General features: G+C 38.1%; 14 protein-coding genes. 1 reads left to right on the top strand and 13 read right to left on the bottom strand.

Translation table 11 applies throughout. The features are described from left to right. Positions 1 to 98: 98 nt before the first annotated feature. The 7 genes from DBR40_RS05465 to DBR40_RS05435 form a co-directional block, all read right to left on the bottom strand. The gene (locus DBR40_RS05465; RefSeq protein ID WP_124558751.1) at positions 99 to 689 is read right to left on the bottom strand and encodes an adenylate kinase; all 591 of its coding nucleotides are present in this window, start codon (positions 687 to 689) and stop codon (positions 99 to 101) included. 748 nt (positions 690 to 1,437) lie between these two features. After that, positions 1,438 to 2,391, bottom strand: coding sequence for a DUF5007 domain-containing protein (locus DBR40_RS05460; RefSeq protein ID WP_124558750.1), 954 nt, complete (start codon positions 2,389 to 2,391; stop codon positions 1,438 to 1,440). Positions 2,392 to 2,403: 12 nt separating this feature from the next. Beyond that, positions 2,404 to 3,087 (bottom strand): hypothetical protein, encoded by a 684-nt coding sequence (locus tag DBR40_RS05455; protein WP_124558749.1) that lies wholly within the window; start codon positions 3,085 to 3,087, stop codon positions 2,404 to 2,406. 25 nt (positions 3,088 to 3,112) lie between these two features. After that, the gene (locus DBR40_RS05450) at positions 3,113 to 4,567 is read right to left on the bottom strand and encodes a RagB/SusD family nutrient uptake outer membrane protein (RefSeq protein WP_124558748.1); all 1,455 of its coding nucleotides are present in this window, start codon (positions 4,565 to 4,567) and stop codon (positions 3,113 to 3,115) included. Positions 4,568 to 4,571: 4 nt separating this feature from the next. After that, positions 4,572 to 8,099, bottom strand: coding sequence for a SusC/RagA family TonB-linked outer membrane protein (locus tag DBR40_RS05445; protein ID WP_158673993.1), 3,528 nt, complete (start codon positions 8,097 to 8,099; stop codon positions 4,572 to 4,574). Positions 8,100 to 8,300: 201 nt separating this feature from the next. Beyond that, positions 8,301 to 9,515 carry a FecR family protein gene (locus DBR40_RS05440; protein ID WP_124558746.1) on the bottom strand — a complete coding sequence of 405 codons (1,215 nt, stop codon included), beginning with the start codon at positions 9,513 to 9,515 and terminating at the stop codon, positions 8,301 to 8,303. A gap of 65 nt (positions 9,516 to 9,580) precedes the next feature. Further along, entirely contained in the window at positions 9,581 to 10,195 is a 615-nt protein-coding gene (locus DBR40_RS05435) for an RNA polymerase sigma-70 factor (RefSeq protein ID WP_124558745.1), read from the bottom strand. A 250-nt stretch (positions 10,196 to 10,445) separates the two neighbouring features. Here DBR40_RS05435 and DBR40_RS05430 point away from each other — a divergent pair, with 250 nt between their 5' ends. Further along, positions 10,446 to 10,802: a hypothetical protein gene (locus DBR40_RS05430; protein ID WP_124558744.1), complete on the top strand. Its 357-nt coding sequence runs from the start codon at positions 10,446 to 10,448 to the stop codon at positions 10,800 to 10,802. A 180-nt stretch (positions 10,803 to 10,982) separates the two neighbouring features. On the opposite strand, the gene DBR40_RS05425 is transcribed toward DBR40_RS05430, so the two are convergent. The 6 genes from DBR40_RS05425 to DBR40_RS05405 all read right to left on the bottom strand — a co-directional run. Beyond that, a complete protein-coding gene (locus DBR40_RS05425; protein ID WP_124558743.1) occupies positions 10,983 to 11,672 on the bottom strand; it encodes a hypothetical protein in 690 nt (229 codons plus the stop codon). Beyond that, positions 11,673 to 16,484, bottom strand: coding sequence for a kelch repeat-containing protein (locus DBR40_RS05420; protein WP_124558742.1), 4,812 nt, complete (start codon positions 16,482 to 16,484; stop codon positions 11,673 to 11,675). It lies immediately after the preceding gene. A 12-nt stretch (positions 16,485 to 16,496) separates the two neighbouring features. Continuing rightward, a complete protein-coding gene (locus DBR40_RS05415; RefSeq protein ID WP_158673992.1) occupies positions 16,497 to 16,976 on the bottom strand; it encodes a DUF4907 domain-containing protein in 480 nt (159 codons plus the stop codon). Between the two features lie 774 nt (positions 16,977 to 17,750). Next, positions 17,751 to 17,909: a hypothetical protein gene (locus DBR40_RS26645; protein WP_158673991.1), complete on the bottom strand. Its 159-nt coding sequence runs from the start codon at positions 17,907 to 17,909 to the stop codon at positions 17,751 to 17,753. Between the two features lie 138 nt (positions 17,910 to 18,047). Beyond that, positions 18,048 to 18,701, bottom strand: coding sequence for a hypothetical protein (locus DBR40_RS05410; RefSeq protein ID WP_124558740.1), 654 nt, complete (start codon positions 18,699 to 18,701; stop codon positions 18,048 to 18,050). Continuing rightward, on the bottom strand, positions 18,698 to 20,050 hold a 1,353-nt coding region (locus tag DBR40_RS05405), incomplete at its 5' end, for an RHS repeat domain-containing protein (RefSeq protein WP_148090173.1). The genes DBR40_RS05405 and DBR40_RS05410, both read right to left, overlap by 4 nt.

Here is a 20,050-nt window from a genome sequence, read left to right as displayed (position 1 = left end):
TAAAGAGTTATAACGTTTTAACATTATAACTCTTCTTATGTTTTTTATACTGCAGCACCGGAAAAATAATCCGGCACTTTGATTTGCTTTGCAGCTATTTATTTTACTTCGATACCGCTGCTGAACTGATCGATCACCTCGCAAAGATTGCTGTAAATCGTTTCAATTTCACCAATACCATTCACCTTACTTAGCTTACCTTGTTCTTCATAGTAAGGCAAAACATGGATGGTTTTATCGAAATATTCTGAAATCCGTTTTTTTAGTTTTTCAGCGTCATCATCCGGCCTGCCGCTTACTTTGTGGCGCTCAGCTATACGCTTGGTCAATTCATCCTGATCAACATCTAAAGCAATAACACCTGCAATTTTGCTTCCTTTACGCTCTAAAAATAAATCAAGCTCTTTTGCTTGTGGAACAGTCCGTGGAAATCCGTCAAATACAAATCCTTTTGCATCAGGATTTTTATCCACCTCTTCTTCAAGCATGGCAATTGTAATTGCATCCGGAACCAATTCTCCATCTGCCAGCAACTGACTTACTTTTTTTCCTAATTCGGTTTCGCCTTTAACGTGTGCTCTAAAAAGATCGCCTGTTGAAACGTGTACCAACTGATATTTTGCAATCAGCTTTTCAGATTGGGTGCCTTTACCCGCCCCCGGAGGGCCAAAGAGTACTAAATTAAGCATTCAGGTTGTTTAGGTTGTCTTCAAAATTAAAAAAAGCCTTATTCCTATGGCTCTATCAAAAATAACGTACAGCTTAGTTTAATAATCAATTAAATAATGATGTACATTCGAGGCTGCAAATATATAATTATTAATTTAGATGCCATTTATAATTGACAATTTATTTAAAAAAGAGCTGTTTTAATGACATTTCTCTTATTTCGCAAAGAATCTTGTGCCATATTTATATTTTACAGAATATTCTTTAGCGCTCAACCTCCATCTACCAAATAATCAGTTATACACTTAACTAAAAGTACGATTATAAACCTAGAAATCAGCATTTGCACAGCAACGAATCCATCATTTTTTTATTTTACCCCAGTTCGATTTCAATTGTTGCAGTAATTGTCACCTCATTGGCAGAAAATAGCTGTTATAACCGCCGTTGTTTAGTTTATTAGCTGCATACCTGGAGTTGTACCTCTGCATGGCGATAAAGATTTTGTTTTTTTAATAAGGCTGGATTTTGTTGATGTAACTGATCGACCCATTGCTTAAAATCACTGAACTTTTGGATATTTTCCATCAGTCTATTCATCACTGTTAGGAGATATATTCATTAAGGCGGTGGTACCATAACCACCCGAGCTAAGATAATAATCCTGGCATCTGCTTCAGTTCCACAGCAAGTTTTCCATGATTCTGCCAGAAAAAAAATGCCCACCGATTATCGATGGGCAAACTAATACTAAACAAAAAATGAGCGTTAATACTTTAGTTGAATCGTAATATTCCAGGTTCCAGGTTCGTAAATCGCAAAATCGAACCAATAATTAAAGTATTTTCCGATAGCACTGCTGTTGTTGTACATATCTATTCGTTCAGACCAGACCGGAATTCCATTACCCGTTGGTAAACCACCAATAACCGGTATAGGAACTCCAGGTGTTTCAATCTCCAAACGGTCAGAAAACTCTGTATACTTATCTATTTTCTGAAGACCTAAATTATGCCAATCCTTTAAGTTTGGATTTGCTGCTGTACCATAATCATAACCTAAAAGTGTTTTAGGGTCTATTGGGGTGCCATCCATTTTTAACGTTTTAACAATGAGCTTAGTAGGGCCAGTTGAAGCTGAAGTTTTTTCAATTTTAACATCAAGGCCACTTATGCCATCCACTCCCGAAAAGGCATAAGAATAAGGTCCCGCAGGTGTTGTATTTATTGTTAATGCATTCTTAATGACAAGCTCGCCACCACTATTTTTAACTTTTATATCAAAAATATAACGCCCCTGAGGAAAAATAGTAGCATCCTTTGCTTCGGCATAAATAATAATTTGACCATTGGTTGGATTAATATCTATTGCAGGCCTTTTAATAGGAACCCTGATCTTATTAATTTGATCCAACGAGGTCTCTAAACCAGTAGGTGTACCAGTCCAATAATAGGTATCCACTTTATAATTCATTAACTCGGTAAATTCTTTACCATTTTCATCATGAATAGAGAGGATACTAGCTTCTATTGGTTTAGTGGATTCATCTAAAGCTAAAGCTGCCGACATAATGATTCCCCGTCCGGTAACCACAGTTAAAGTTTTCGTAGTATATGCTATTGCCGGACTAATAAATCCAATCTTTTCGTCCTTCTTACATCCTATAAGTAGTGCTATTCCTATTACAAATAGCAAACAAGAACTCAAATAAATTCTTCTCATAATAATTTTCTATTAATTATCGTTAATTCTAAAATATTTCAGTTTTAACCCCCCACCAAAATTCGCACCATCACCTAAAACATGTAAAATGGCATTTGCGGTCACTAAATTATGGGTTTGCATACCGGCTGTATAATTGATAGAATCTTTAAGTTTTATTTTTCGATGCTCATAAATCATATAATCTGCACTAGTTCTCACCGAACTACCTGGATTGGTAATACCACTAACACCGTAAATAATTAAACTATCTGTGTTATAGTCTTTATAAGCCTTATTCTTATCGGAAACAGCGCGGTCTAAAGAAACCTGATCATTCACTAGAATAAATCTCTTCAATAACATAGTTAAAGTGTCTACACCAATTTTACTCAATGGCCTGGGTGCCTGCTTATCGGAAGGTAAGAACCTACGTTGAAACCTCATCACTGCTGAATTCGGACACGCATAAAATGTAATATTAGATTGATTCACAAGTGCTTTCCCATTTGTCAGGTTGATGATTTTAACTAATGAATCGAACATATGATTTTGTCTGCTCGCCAAAAAATCATAGGTGGACATATTTTTTTCAAGATCTGATTGCCTTGATATTCCACCATCATTAAAATAATCTTTCTTTTGGCATGAAGCAATTGCGAAACATAAAATGCCAATAGCAATTATGAATTTCGTTTTTGATATATAATTTTTCATACTAATTTTAAATAAAATTTAACAATTACTGCCAGAAGGTATTTTGGGTGATTACATATCCACTTTGGGATATTATCGTCTGATTGATTGGCAGCAGCCATGCACCTTTCGTATACCAATCTGCCTGAGTTATCTTGGAATAAGCCGCAAGTTTTCTGGTTCTAACGTAGTCAAAAAATGTTTGTCCCTCGCCTAGCAACTCTTTTCTACGCTCAAGCAAAATGGTATCCTGAAGACTGCCTCCACTTGTATATTCCCTTGCCTTTGCTCTTGCCCTTACCTTATTTAACCAGATTATAGCATCTCCAGGTCTATTTACTTGTGTACTTGCTAAAGCCTCTGCCCTTAGCAACATAATATCGGCCAAGCGGGTAATGATAATGTTTGATTCATTGATATTTTGAGAGGAGGTATCACCTTGAACCTGTAAAGTTCTGTACTTGCCTAAGTAAGGACGGGAAGGATCAAAGTTTTTAACCGAATTAGTTAACCACGTAGATTTACGTCCATCTTTTGCATTAGCTGGAAACATTTGTGTTAACAATGCTGGAGGTGGGCATAGCAGAAACTTTTCTGTTCCGCCGCCGCCGTCAGACTGATCGGTGTACCATGGTCTTCCTAAAGTACGATTGTATACTTTATTTTTTTGCACTTCTTTTAATGTAGCATCAAAATTTAATTCAAAAATACCTTCTTGAGATTTTCCGATAAATATTTTTAACAATTGGGAGGTATCGGTAACAAGGCTATACTGTCCATTGTTAATAACACTATCGCAAAGTTTTTCTGCACCAGGATAATCTTGAACCCAAGCCAAAACATGGGCTTTTATTGCCCAAGCTGCACCTTTGGTTGCCCTCACTGCCCGATCTCCAACAGAATATGAGGGTGCCAGATTGGCAATTGCTACATCTAAATCCTTTTTTATCTGATCAAAAACCTGCGTCTGTGGCATCCTTGCAATATTATCAATATTCACCGCGCTAAGGTTAACTGGAACATCTCCCCAAAGGCGAGTAAGATAAAAATAGCTCAATCCTCTTAAAAAGCATGCCTCACCCAAACTCCGGCGTCTAGCAGTCTCATCATAATTTTGAATTGTAGGTATCTTCTCCAACACTAGATTACATTGTGCGATAACTCTATAAAATCCGCTCCAATCTCCACCACCATTATTTAATAGCGGTGCAATGGTATTGGTCGCAATTAAAGTTTCCGGCCTGGTGTTGCTAGACTGACTATAGCTTTCGAATGTATTTGCGCGCACATCACTAAATAAAAACACTTTATCTGGCACCACTACGCGTAAAAACGAATACGCAGCAGCAATAGCTTTATCCACATCGGCCGCGGTTTGAATTGCGTTATCAGCCGTAGGCACTTGCACCACATCGGGATTGAGTACTTTTTGACACGAAAAGAGAAGTAAACCGCATATTAAAAATAGGCTTGCTATTTTAGTTAATTTATTTTTTTTCATGAGATTAAAATTCAAAATTGAAACCTAAATTAAATTTCTTTGGCACAGGGTATCCATTACCAATATCGTAGCCAAAATTATCTACGTTTTCTGGGTCAACGCCAGAATACTTTGTTATAAGGAAAACGTTCTCCAATCCACCAAAAACACGTAATCTTCTAATTTTAGCTTTTTGCAAAAACTTAGGTGAAAAATCGTATCCAAATGTTACATTGCTCAACCTTACAAAGCTTCCATCCTCTAAAAACAACGAGGTATTGGTTTCATAATTACCAATAAAATCATAGCTTGAGAATAGATAATAACGCCAAGGGTTTAACACGGGGTATTTCGCATTGGTATGAGTTGGGGTCCATACATCTAAATTGGAAACATCTAGCAAATTGCGTTGCCCCCCGGGATAATTTACATTATTACTGGCTGTCCAGCTTACCGACTGAATTCGATCTGCCAGCACTTTATTATATACTTTGTTCCCTATTGAGTAATTTAACAGGAAGCTAAATTGAAATGATGAGTTATTTTTTAGACGAAAAGAAATCGTATTTGAAAAACTTCCGGTAACCTTGGGATTAGGGTCTCCCATGTAAACCCGATCACTATTTCCAGACCCATCAATTCTGCCATCTCCATCTACATCAAGCAAATATATATCTCCTGCATGATAGGGATCCTGAGATGCAAAAGGACCTACTGGCCGCAATTTAGCACCTGTATAAGGATTAATTGGCACAGACGCCTCATCAGGAAAGACACCAAGATATTTCAATAGATAAAAACCATTTAATGGCTTACCAATTTGTAAATATGGCTGCCCAATGGCATAACCTGATCTGGAAATACTTCTTCCAAAATCTGGAAGTTTGGTTAATTGATTTTTATTTGTTGTGGCGATTAATGTCATGCTGTATTGCAACCTCTTCGCAGGTGCTGTCAAATAGCCTGTAATGCCAGCTTCAAAACCTGTATTCAATACCGCCCCGCTATTAACACTCTTTTGAGTATATCCACTTGTGCTATTTAAAGGAGTTGTAAACAAGAATCCGTCTTTTGCTTTATGATAATAATCAAAAGTTGCAGTTAACCTGCTATTAAAAAACTCCAAATCTAAACCTACACCGTAGTCTTTTGAGGTTTGCCAAGTTAAATCAGGAATTTGCAAACCATTTGCCCCTGAATAATTTGGTGCCAATATTGGCGATCCATTATAGGTTCCGAGAGCACCGCTACCCGCCCCGGTGTTATATGCACCTAAAGCCAAGTAGTTATCCTGATATTGCTGTCCCGCAGTTCCAATACTAGCTCTTAACTTACCGAAGTTAAACCAGCTACCCACATGATTTGCAAAGAAATTTTCTTTGGTAAAAACCCATGCTGCAGAGGCCGACAGAAAAGACCCCCACTGTTTATCTTTACCAAATTTGGATGAACCATCTCTCCTAATTACTCCCTGAAAAATATATTTCTTTTTAAAATCGTAAGAGAGCCTTGAGTAATAAGATAATAGTCCGTAAGTGATATTATTTGTCTGTAAAGTAATATCTGATTGGGAATAACCTTGAATAACTTGCTGAGCATCGTTTGGTCCATTCACCCCAGCACCAAAAATATTATCGTTAGTGTTTGTGTTAATTGTATTACCAACCAAGAAATCAAAGGTATGTGCATTTGCAAAAGTATGGTGTAATCTGATATTGGTTTCACTTAACAAATCCAGGGTTTCCTGCGAATAATATGAGGCTGATGCTTTACCGTTTAAATTTGCTGCCGAAGGGTTGAAATTTCTTGTACGATAGAACTGATAGCGAGCTGAACCTCTGGAAGATACATTAAGATAATCAGTTACATCGAAACTTCCTTCTAACTGCGCTGAGAGATTTCTGGTTAGATCAATATTCACACCTTTGTTGTAAGACTGTAAAAACGCATCATAGTAACCTGAATTAGGTCCAGGAGCAAATGAAGAAGAAAAGTTATTCCCAACTACTGCAGCATTGAATGTATCTCCACGACGCTGACCTGCATCCTGCTGATTAACATTTACCCTACCTGTAAAAGTTAGTTTTTTGGTTGGGTTGAAAATGCCTTGATATGTTAATGAATAACGTTTGTAACCAGAATTTAACACAACACCTTTTTCATTATAATAATCCGCACCTAAACGGTAACTGGCATTTTCGGTTGCGCCACTAATGCCAAGGTTAATGTTATACAATGTTGCATTTCTAAAATAGAGCTCTTGCCAGTTGGTAGAATTGTTGTAGAAGCTGTTTAAACTGTCTGTTAATTCAATTGGTGGGCTGGAAGTTCCACCACCTACTTTCGAACTTTGATAGGAATTAAATAAGTATAATTTAAAATTTCGCTCTGCTGCTCCGCCATACGTAGCTCTAAGCTGAGGCGGTGTGCTACCCCCAAATTGTGTGTTTAAAGTTACAACAGGCTTACCTGCCTTTCCACGTTTTGTGGTGATGATAATTACTCCATTTGCCCCCCTTGAACCATAGATTGCTGTTGCAGCCGCATCTTTTAATACATCTACGCTCTCAACATCAAACGGGTTTACCCCCCCTAAAACACTTGAAATAGCTTGTCTGGGATTTGAAGGATTGAAAGAATCCTGATCTAATGGTACCCCATCAATAATAAATAAGGGTGTACTTACTACATTTGAATTCGCTGAACTAGAAAAATCTGACAATCCCCTTATAGAGATATTGCTTCGTCCACCCGGTTGACCGGAATTGTTTTGAACGATTAATCCTGGAGCAAGACCTTGCAGTAAGCTTTCGATAGAACCACTTGGTCTGTTTTGTAATTTTTCTCCATCAACGTGACTAATAGAACTTGGATTATTGTGCTTATCTTGTTTGCCATAACCAATAACAACCACATCAGTCAGATCTGATTCGTCCCCTTCCAGAACAATTTTTAAATTTTGTGACCCTTTTACAGATACTTCTTTTCTTTTATAGCCAATGTAAGTTAAAATCAGTACGTCACCGTCTTCAGCATCTATGCTGAATTCTCCATTTGAATCGCTAATTTTCGTTGTATTTTTGTCCTTTACTCTAACTGTTACCCCAGGTAAAGGTAAGCCCTTAATATCAACGACTCTTCCTTTGATAAGTTTGAACTGAATGCCACCCAATGGAGATTCCTCTTCACGTTTTCTTACAACTATGGTGTTCTGATTAACCACGAATGTTAGCGGCTGGCCCTCAAAGCACTTTTCCAGTACAGAAATTAAAGGTTCATTTGTTACAGTAAGTGAAACTGGCTTGGTTTGTTTTATTAGCCGCGGACTATATAAAAATGTATATCCACTTTGCTTTTTAATTTTAATTAAAAGCTGTTCTACTGAGGCATTTTTTTCAGCTAATGTGATATTTTGGGCAAATCCATTTGCACTGACCTGTAAAAATGCAGCAATCATTATCACAACGGTCAATTTTACGCGCATGATGATCTGTTTTTTATTATACAGCCGACTATTTTCATAGCGCGGCCAGCAATGAATATTTTTATTCATACTTTTGTTTAGTTTGGATTGATAATAAATGTTCTTAGAAAATTCATTTGGTTTAGGTCCAGACAAAATCGACCGCGGAGGTGGTTGCGACATCTCCCGGTTTTTTATCCAGATAACCTTTAAGTGGTGCGTTGTTATCTCTTCATATGATTTAGTTTAGTTTGTTGATTTGATTATTTATTTAGTTTTCATAGGAAGATATCAATTCGCAAATACGGTGAGCTTTCGCCCATCTAGTTTAAAATGCACCAGACCAGTTAATTCCAGTGTTTTAATAATTTCAGAAACATTTTTATAGCGTGTTACTGAACCCGCAAAATCTATATTACTAATGTTATTCTCATAAATCACTTCCAGATCATACCAACGCGCTATTTTACGCATTACCGTTTCGGCACTTTCATCATTAAAAACAAAAAAGCCGTCTTTCCAAGCTGCAACCTCATTCACATCGACATTTTTAACCTTTAAAGTATATTCATTAAACTGTGATTGCTGTCCGGGAAGTAAAACAACCGTTCTTTTATTAATTAATGAGCGAACCCTTACACTTCCCTCCAATAAGGAGGTCTTCGTAAGAGCTTCCTCTTCATAGCTATTGATATTAAAATGCGTACCCAGAACTTCAACAATCTGTCCTCTGGTTTGTACCCTAAATGGTTTCTCAGTATCCCTAGCCACCTCAAAATAACCTTCACCGATTAGTTCTACCCTTCTTTCACCACTATCAAAATTCACTGGGTATCTTAACGAAGATCCTGCATTTAGCCACACACTTGTTCCATCAGGAAGATTTACCCGATACTGCCCTCCTAAAGGCGTCTGTATAGTATTATACAGCCCGGGCTTATTCAGTTCGCTACTACCCACCATATTGTAAACCAACTGGCCATCCTGTTTCTTGATAATTTTAATCCCTTCTTGATTGGCAACAACCCCTCCAGTATGTACATCATTGAGGTTTACTTTTGTTCCATCACTAAGTATTAATATCGCCTTATTTCCCCCAGGTTTAATATCATTTAAAACCAGACTCCGCCTTACCTGCTTATCAAATGGCCTATTGCTACTGGTGTAATAGTAAAATAAACCTGCCGACAAAATCAAAAATAAAGAAGCAGCAATTGCCCATGCCATCTTAAAACTCTTCTTATAAGACTTTGGTTCTTTTATTGGAAATGGGATTACAGGCCTTTCAATATGATTTAAACCATCCTCGATTCTTGAAATTAATCCAGCATCTACAACTGAATGATCATTTCTTTGTTCCAGCATTTCCTCCCACCAATACAAAACTATAAGTAATTCAGATCTATCGGCGCGATCAAGCAACTCCGCTAAAGCATCTTGCTGTTGCTTTGTAAAGTTCCCTGATAAGCTTAACTCTAATAACTGCTTTACTTCCTCCAAATTCATGATTATAATCCGATTTAATAGTAAGACAGGAAGAGCTGGGGATTGGACACCCCTGGACAAAAAAATTAATGTAAAATTTTGGTAGTAATACAAACAGCAATAAATGCAGTGAGATCTGCATGAATTTTAAGGTACTCTTTTAAATATTTTGTAGCGGCATACAGTTGCTTTTTAACCATTGATTTGGAAATGTTCAATCTTGCCGCAATTTCATCCTGGGAAAGTTCTTCCCGAATACTCATTTCAAAGACATGTTTGCGCTTGGGTGGAAGTGCATTTATAGCGCGTTGAATAATTTCGTTATATTGAGCATAAATGAAATTGTCATCAGTATTATTTGCGACGAGATCGCGGTGATGAAAAATATAATCAATAGCTTTTTGTCTAACCTTGCTATGCTCGTGCACATTAACCAATTTGTTCCTGGCCATGGTGTACAAATAGCTATTGAAAGATTTTATTGTTGACAAATCTTCCTTCCTTTCCCATATTTTCATAAACATATCGTGAAGAATCTCTTCAGTATCCTCTTTTGAATAATGAACAAATGGGCAAACATATTGATACAATTTTGGAAGATAAAAAACATAGAGCTTTGTAAAAGCAATGCGACAGCCAAAAGAAGCTTCCTGCAGCAACAAATTTTCCCCTACCAGTGCGTTTACACCCTTGCCTTTCATTCTAAGCTTTATATTTTATTTGTTTACACAATCAAACATAATAATTTAATGTAACATTAATATAGCTGATCCCATAAAATATATTTATATCAGGATTGAATCAAGAATATTCGTTTCTTCTGAAAACGTGTTTGATAATAACTTGTAGAAATATGGGATACTACCTCCAAATGAGCGTATTCGTTTATCTTTTGGATATGGTCTAGGAAGCACAAAACATAAAGGAGAGTTCTTAAAAGACATATCTGCGATGGCCAACGGACAGGCAGATGAGGACAAATACATCATCATTGACATCGCTGAGAGTGGCGGGACCGCCGAAAACTTTATTGCCATTGACGAACTAATCAGTGAAGCAGATTATCAGCAGTTTCTCAATAGCTACATCGAGCCAAACATCAATTTCAATATCGTTCGTTTTCGTACCAGAATCATCAGCTTACCTATTTCACGATATATGGTAACACGGAACGACCTTATCTCTTCAAAAAAGATTTTTTCATGGCTCAAAGTGAAAAATCATTCGGCTTTAGGACTGGTGATGGATACATTCGTCTGGGAAGCAGCACAAAAAAATGGAAAGGAAAGATTTCGAACGCATCTATAAATCTCGGCTTGATTCACCCGACAAGAAAGATTTCATAGCAATCGAAACCTATATTGGATAAACCAATTGAATTAACCCCATGCCACCAATTTTTAAATGCAATATAATGAGTTATAAAACATCATGTTAATGATTATTCGTTTTTGTTGAGATGGGGCCAATGCTTTCTGGTTTTTCCAATTATTTAACTTTAAATGAAAATAAACCCGAATCGGAAGTATTTCCTCTATTGTCTTTTGTAATTACTTTCCAGTAATAAACGGTATTAATGGATACTGAAATATCTTTTAAAACGGTATCGGTTAAATCGGCTTTTAAAAGTATCGGCGAAGTACTTTTACCTAAATAAATGCTATAATTCAAAATATCATTGTCGGGATCACTTCCTTTCCATAATAAAGATAGCTTACCGTCAACGGCATTTACTGTTTCACCAAAGCTAGGAGATAAAAGGTCTGCAGGATATGGGGCATATGAGCTGATTCCTACACCTGCGTTAAAAAATTTCCAGACATCGCTTTTGGTGGTCTGGGGATTTTTATCAGATTTTGAATCAACAGACCAAGAATAAGGAGTATTTCTCTGCAATTTTACATCAAACCTCAAATTTTGGGTAAAATAGCTGTTTACCGAGCCCGATTCTAAATTCTTAACCACAAGTTCATATCCATCTGCATTTGCAGCAGCAACCCATTCGAATGTAACAACACTCTGGCTATCAGAAATAATTACACCTGAAGTACATAACTCATACTGAGCCGGTTTAAACAACATTGTCTTAGCTGCTGCAGGTTCCTCTACTATTGGCTCTTTATCTTTTCCACAACCGATAATGACCGTTACAAAAAGTATCATGATGATTTTCTTCATCTATTTTTTAATTACTTTAGTTACTATTGTATTTTTTGCTGTTGCTACCTTTAATATATAAACGCCGGCTGCTATATTCTGAAGATTAAGTGCAATATTTTCACCTATCTGATACAGATGCTGGTATACCAGTATTCCGGCCATACTGTAGAGTTTAACATTCACAGTTGGCGAACCATCATTTGCTACGGCCACATTTAGTACATTATCGAATGGGTTGGGGAAGATTTTAACACCATCACTAATATTAAAGGTTCTATTAAGGGTACCTTGACATGCAATATCGGAACTCAATGACAAGTTATTTATTCCGGGAGATAAGGCTAAAGTCAGCTGTCCATCCGAGGTATATTTTTTACCATTTAAATCTACCTGATAGCTTTTTGCCCCGGTAGAGACTAAATCGAGAGTAAAATTTTGCAGATTCACCGTTGCAAAAAGGGCCAGATCTTTAGGTTCAGTTATAATTATATCAAAACATTGTTGATAACCCGGCTCTTCATTTATACTAATACATATACTGTAGGCCCCAGCAGTGAGGTTATTTATATTTAAAAGATCGGTAAAATTATACTGGGTGGTATTTGCACCCGCCTTAACTGTGGCAACATAATTTAATTTTTTTTCTGCCGAAATCTGAATCGATCCATTTGAATTCCCTTTACAGGTAACCGCCGTGGATGAGATCTTAAAATTGCTGGAAGGCAGCATAAAAACAGCCTCTACTTTAATGGCATTTGAAAATGCTTTAAAGGCACCTATTTTTACCAATACCTGATAATTACCCGAAACAGCAGCACTGTAACTGCTTTCGGTAGCACCTTGGATCAGATTACCATCACGGTACCATTCATATGTATATCCTACGCCGGTACTTGAAGTCAAAGTTACATTTCCGCCCCTTATAAAAGTTGTATTTCCGCTGGCTGTTAAAACCGGCGTTGGTACAAAAGTAAAGCCTTCTAAAATTGCGGTACCCCCTATAGTACCAACTGTAACATTGCCCGAGTTTCCTTCACCTATTACCGCTGTAATTTTTGTGGATGAATTTACCACATAAGATGCCGCTTTAATGTTTCCAAAGCTTACATCACTTGCCGATAAAAAGCCTCCACCGGTAATCTCGATAGTAGCCCCCGATGTTGCAATTTTTGGGGTAAAAGAAGTAATTACAGGCATTGGCGCCACAACTTTAAATTTTATGCTGTTGCTTTCCAGTTTAAGGTTACCGCATAATGGCACATTACTGAGCTGGCATAAAACCACATCGTCATTTTTCAAACCCGCATCAGTGTAAATATTCGAGTTCGTTCCAACAACATTACCATTTTTTAACCATTGATAAACCGGGGTGATATTGCCGGCATTAGCTACGGTTGCGGTGATGATAACGGCATCGCCAATCATGATATTCGAATTGGGCTTGGCACTGATAACAACTGTTGTTGATACTGAACTGGATACCGTAAGTGGATTATTGACCACTATAGCGCTATAATAATCTTCATCACCCGATTGGGATGCAGAAATTATGGTTTGCCCAGCCTTCTTTAAGTGTATTTTATTGCCATCAACAATGGTTGCCACTGTGGTATCACTACTGAGTAGGGTAACCTTCAATCCTGATGTTGCCTTTACATTCACGTCAAAATCCGTATCACAGATTGTTTTCTGACTGAGGGTAGGGAATAAGATACTCTGATATTCTTTTTTCACCTCGGCAGGGTTAAAGGCCCAAAAATCAACCTGCGGACTAAGCTTCCCGCCTCCTCCTAAATAGCCCAGGTTGTTTATCGAAGTGCCAGCGGCATTGGTACGATCGCCCCCACTGTAATCGGGCATTCTTTTCCAACGATCGGTAACTGGGTTATATTCATAAAAATCTTTTCCGATAATCTGGATGCCACGTCCGGTTCCAATGTATCCTTTACCTGCAATAGAAAATCCAGCTGCCCCTGATCTTGCCCCGCCCTTAAAATCGGCCTTTTGTGTCCATTTATCTGTTGCTGGATCATACTCCCAAAAATCGTTCTTATAGGAGGTACCATCCCAACCAGTACCCACATAACCTTTATTCCCAATCGTAAAAGCAACAGCCTCGTACCTGCTCACCCCCGGAAAATCGGCTTTCCTTGTCCAGCTTTTCTTCTCAGAATCAAATTCGTATAATTCGTTACTGAACTGAAGATTGGTCATATACCCTAAGCCAACATAAGCTTTACCACCTATACTAAAAGCAATTGCACCTTGCCTCCCCAATCCGGGAAAATCGTAAGAAATGGTAAGCCTATTGGTTTGCGGCGAATAAACCCTAAAATCCATTAACCTATATGGTCGTGCATAATTCTCAAAACCGGTTCCTACGTAGGCTAATCCATTTACACCAAAGCCAACACCGTACTCACGGTTGCCGGTACTAGACAATTCAGCAAGAATCTTCCATACATTGGTTTTTGGATTGTACTCGTATAAATTCGGGCTCTGGCTGCCACCATTACTTGCATAAATCTTATCCTCCAACGTAAAGGCCACCCCACCGTTACCAATCGGCGATGTAGCTTTCGCCACCCACGCACTATCGGGAATATCATTCGGATAAATGATCAATTTCTGACTAACCGGTTCGGCAGCGAAAAAGTTTGCATTTCCAGGTTGACTTGCCTTAATGATTAATTCACCAGCCTTTTTGATCTGTACCTGACCACCAATGATGGTAGCCAACGATGGGTCATTAACGGAGTAGGTAATGGGTAGTTTAGAAGTGGAACTGGCCTGAAGTGAAAAACCCAGGTTCTTATATTGTGCTGCAGCTATTGGTCCAAAAGTAATAACCTGTGCCGATTTAATAATTGTTAGCGGTAATGAAACAGTGCTGGCAGCTAAATAATTCTCGTTTCCGGTCTGCAAAGAGGTAATGGTTACGGTACCCGTTCCTAAAATACTGAGTTTGCCATCCACAATCTTAACGATACTGGTATCACTACTGCTGTAGTTAACCTTTAAACCGGATGAGCTTGACGATCCGGGGTCGAAATCTATATCTAAAAACTGTTTAATGGGCAATGCAGGCATTGTGATCTGCTGTGGACTTTTATTGATCACCAATTGCTGCATTACCGGAGCAGAAGTAAGGTAATTGGCGTTGGTTTGGTAAGCAATTATCCCTACTACCCCAGCCTTTTTGATGTGTATTTTGCCATTTAAAATTACCGCAATGGTTGTATCATTACTCTTATATCCAATAGTGCCCCCATTACTGATTGTTGCCGCTGGAGAAAAGTCGGCATCTCCATAAACCTTCTCAGGCAGCGCATTAAACATAATGTACTTTGGGACATTAACGGTTTTGGGATCGAATTCCCATGTTTCTTTTGCATTGGTAGTAACGTTAAACGAATCAGACCCACCAATTACATAAGCTTTATTATCAGCCGCCACAAACATCATATAAGTTTCCGTTATTTTTGAATTTTCCGGACGGCTAATAAAAGTATCAGAAAGTGGATCGTATTCCAATACGGTAATACATGGATAATAGGAAACCTCGGCGGTATTAGAAAAAAAATAACCTTTATTATTCAAACTTGTTCCACCCACAATAGAAGAACTTCCCCTGTAAAACTTTTGATCATTTTGGTTTTTAATGTCCAGTTTCCGATGCCATTGATCTGTAAGGGCATCATACATATAAAAGGCATCAAAGCCTGTTTTATAGTCGTAAGTACCAACATAACCATTGTTGCCGATGCTAAACGCACCTGGCACATAGCCCGTGTTTACAAAATCCGCTTTCTTTTCCCAGCTATCCGTTTCGGGCGTATAGGCCCACATATCGTTCTCGCCATAAAACTTGATGGAATTACCGCAACCGATATAACCCTTGCCATTGATTACGAAACTAAAGGCAAATTCACGTGCCACACCTTCAAGATCTTTTTTTTGTACCCAGGTGTTTTGGTCTGCATCGTACTGCCAAACATCTTTCAAATTGGTTCCCCCATAAAACCTACCGCCTCCGGCCACAACATATCCTTTGTTTTTGATGGTAAAAGCTGATGCTCCCCAACGGGCTTTACCTGGCAGATCGGCCTTTTGTGCCCAGGTATCGCTTACCGGATCATACTCCCAATTGTCTTTAAGAAGCACATCATTTTTGGTTTTGCCACCAACCATGTAAATTTTCTTTCCAATTGAAAAAACAGCAGCGTTAGACCTTACCAGGCCACCGTGCTCGGCCCTTTTAGTCCACGATTTGGTTACAGTAAAAGATTGTGTCACATCAACTGCCGGTTCATAATTTTCATTACCGGCCTGACTAGCGGTAATAAGCGTAGATCCTACCGAATTATAGTATAAATAACCATCAATAACGCTGAAATACGAACCTGCATCGAGGGTAAGTTTATACGTAATGGTAAGCTTGGATGAGCTTTTGGCCTTCAAGGCAACATGTGATGAATCTAAGGTACCCACACCAGGTGCAGGAAAATCGATTACTTGTTTCGCCTTATTGATAATCAACACCCTGGTTATGGAGGCTCCACTGTCGTCAGTAGCCTTGATATTAACCGTTCCGGCACCAACTATATGGACTTTATTATTAACAATTGTGGCAAAGGCACTATTGTCGCTACTATAGGTAATCGAACCGAAAGAACTAGAAGCTCCGGGATTAAAATCGGCATTGCCAAACGTTTTCGCGGGGATTAAGGGAAAATCGATATTCCCTTTTGCATAAACATTTTCTGCAATACTCAATAAGAAAATAAACAGTAAAAATATTTTTAAAGCTTTAACCGGTAAGGTAAACATAAGTGCATTAATTTATAGAACGTTGGCTTTTTCCAATTCTTCTGAGGTAACTTTTGGAGGCATTACCCCTTCTTTAAGTTTTCTAACCACGATTTCGGCAATTTTTTTACTACTTGCTTTAGTTTTGAATCCCAAACTACCGGGTAATCCCGGAATGTTACGTTGTAATATTACTTTCTTACTATCAATATAGATTTCATAACCCCATGTATTTTGGATCGAGGGAATTATTTTATAAGAAATTGTTGAATGAGACTTTTTTTTACTCTCTTGTTGTCGGTAAGTCCATGAAAGATGCATTAATCCAGCACCAAGAATCAGCAACAACAGGGGTTTTGGGGTAAAATTGTTAAAAAGAATGGAGAGCATACCAATAATTTCAGTCTCTAAATATAGACAAAAGATTTGAGATCGGCATAGACCATCATTGTAATTACTTAACTCAATTGTTCTAATTCGCCTGTGTACCTCCAGGAGTAAATCGTGTTTCATATTGAACTGGGATGAAAGAATTAATATATAAAAAAGCTGCCATTGTATTACGGTACCTTTGACCGGCATCATCTCATGTAGAAAGCCTATATGGTGACCCAAAAAAGGTGGTAACTCCAACATTTAAAGCTCCAGCTCCTTTAGTTTTTTTCATAAAATTAAGTGATTGTGGTGCTAAACTTACTCCAATACTAAAAACTGAATAGTTTGGGCCAAGTCCACCTCCTACAGCCACAAAGTCATAAGAACCAGATACTCCTTTTGATAACCCATTCCAATCAGAAAAAACATGTAAGTTTTTATAGGATGATGAAAAGATAAAAAAAACACCATGTGATGCAGAGGGTGAAGCAAGGCCAGGCGCATAATAAATAGTTTTATATTGCCTAGCCCAGCCTTTATTGGTAATGAGTAATCCTGTTTCTGCTGTCCCTCCAACTCCTACACCTCCTAAGGGGAGTATTTATACTTACATTATAACTACCCCCACTTCCTGCAAAATCACCTACAAGAAACTGATTACCTCCTGATGGCTTGATAGCACCAACATCAATTCCGATTCCACCTCCAAAACCAAGATTACCGTTAAACGTAAAATATGCAGTATTTTTCCCAGTTGCATCTGTTACCATCCCTCCTCCAAATCCACCAAGCAATGCTCCATTTACTGATAATCCAATAAGTTCCCCATAGTTTGCCTTGTACTAAAAACTGAACCTGTTTCATTAGTAAAAACGTCACTTGAGTTATTAGCTAATGTAATACTCCCACCTGTTAATGTTCCGTCGTCATATTGGTCTTTGGTTTAGCTACAGAATGAATTATTTCATGTGCAGCATCCGCTGCAAGAGCCCCTTCAAAATTACCTGCCCCATAGACTTCGGTATATAATTTTGTTTGTTCAGATGGTTGGCATGTTGCTGGATCAATCATGGTTAACCCACCGTAATGATATTTTCCATTTTTTTCAATGACCCCTCATATAAGCCCAGCATTTCTGCTAGGCTTTGATTTATTTTAAGTCCAAGTGAGCACTTGAATTACAATTTATCAAGCTATAAGCCTACCGCCTTATAGGGACTTAAGGTGACATATATATTCTTGTGGCAGATGTTTTTTTACATTATTTAGCTCATGTTCGGATTGTTCAAAAACCTTTGTAAACAATTCTTTATAACTCTCCTTAAAACCAACAATATCAAGGGGGAAATCATAATCATTAGCAGAATATTTACCCCACACGCCACTTTCTCCAAAGACAAAAAATTCTTTATGTATAGACTCTAATAAAGTTGAAGACACAAAATTCCCACTATTAAGTTCCTGCCAATTAATATCGGAAGGAAACCGCATCCGAAATGTTGGCTCTTTCAAACGTCCGCCGAAATCATTTTCTATTATAAAAAGAAATTCATCTCCTACATTTAAAATGCACTCTTGTAATTTTTTAAAATCTTCCTCAACAAATAGACATCCACCTTCTAAAACTAGAAGGTCAAAATTTTTAGAAAAAACCAGATTTGGCAATGCCGTATTTCGGTTAATGAAAATGCTCTTCAGGACTATTTCCCATTTACTTTCATATTCTTCGCTTGTGAGCCAGTACTTACCAAGGTATTCTTCCCCTTTTTGTAGGTCACCCCATTCAGAACGGGAAATCGACTTAGAATACATATCATACCCTTTTAATGAGTACATATCAATTAATTGCTGATATTCTTTCATGGATTAATTCTGATTTTAAAAATTTCTCCGCCTTTGTTTATATCTAGGGTATATTGCCCTGTTTTTGTAGAATAATGATTAAATAAAGTAGTACCGTTAGATAATTCCACAGCCCCACTTCCCAACTGTTTTCCTCCTTTTGAAAGCGTCTTAAATATTGCCTCTCCATCTCCTTTAATGAAACCTTGCGTCGCTCCTTTTTTTGTTGAAGAAAGAGCCACGTTTTCTAAAAGGCCATCTACACTATTAAATAATTTTGCTACTACTTGCCCACCTTCTTTTTGGAGAATTTCTCTTAGCACAGGACCTGCCGTTTCGACCACTTTACCTGCAACCTTTCCGCCTGCAATATCCAGCATTCCCATTCCTAATCCCGCAACAACAGTTGTATTATCTTTTTCTACCGTTCCCTTAGAGATTTTCATGGCAGAGCCAAGACCTGGGATATAGTCCAGTTTATCAAGGTTTTTCTCTATCTGTTTATTTCTGGCATCAAGCCCGCTCAGCCTTTTTTGGCCCTCGGCCTTTTGGATAACCTCCTCTTCTGTTCTAGGTGACTGGGTGCCGATACCCAAAAAGTCCAGTAGCTTTTTCCATGGCGGGTCATCCGCATACATTCCGTCAACATCTATAAAACGTACCGGGTTATTCATCCCATAACTATATGGGCTGTACCTTCTTGATATTTCCGACATTGGGTCAATGGTATTAAAACGCCCAATTACCGGATCATAGAACCTCGCGCCATAATCATATTGTCCTAACTCCTCTTGCAACTCCTTGCCATTATAAAGGTACTTGTTAAGCCCCGCTTTTGCAACCGGCTCTTTTCTCAACCCAAAAGCATAATAATCATCACGTTGCAATACTTCCAGTTGATTGGTATTAGGATTCTGGTAAAAAGTAACCCTAACATTCCCCAAATGATCGCTCAGGTTATATTCGTAACTGTAATTGCTACCATTTCTACGGGCCAAGCCTTCTTCGGTTTGGATGAAATCGATACTGCTATTGGTGTACTGAATACCAGCTATATAATTAGTCGTAGCACCACCCGCTTGTTTTTGGAGTTTCTGGCCAGCGGCAGTATAAGTATAGTTAACATTCGGACCAGTAACCGAAACAGGCAGGTTAAGGTAATTATAATCAATGTTGGTAATCCCCCTAGCCGTATTGGTTTTTTGGTTACCATTAGCATCGTAGCTATAGGTACCGTTGGTAAAACCACTAATGGCTGTCAACCTGTTCCCATCGTAACCCGTATAGTTGTTGGTACTAAAGTTATCACGGGTTAAACTGGTAATATTACCCATCACATCATAACTAATGGTTTCGCCAAGGTTATTGCC

Origin of the sequence: Pedobacter sp. KBW01, assembly GCF_003852395.1 — a bacterium.
In the GTDB taxonomy this organism is placed as follows: Bacteria; Bacteroidota; Bacteroidia; order Sphingobacteriales; family Sphingobacteriaceae; genus Pedobacter.
Note: the sequence above shows the minus strand (reverse complement) of the source record. Positions and strands in the feature narration are given on the sequence as shown.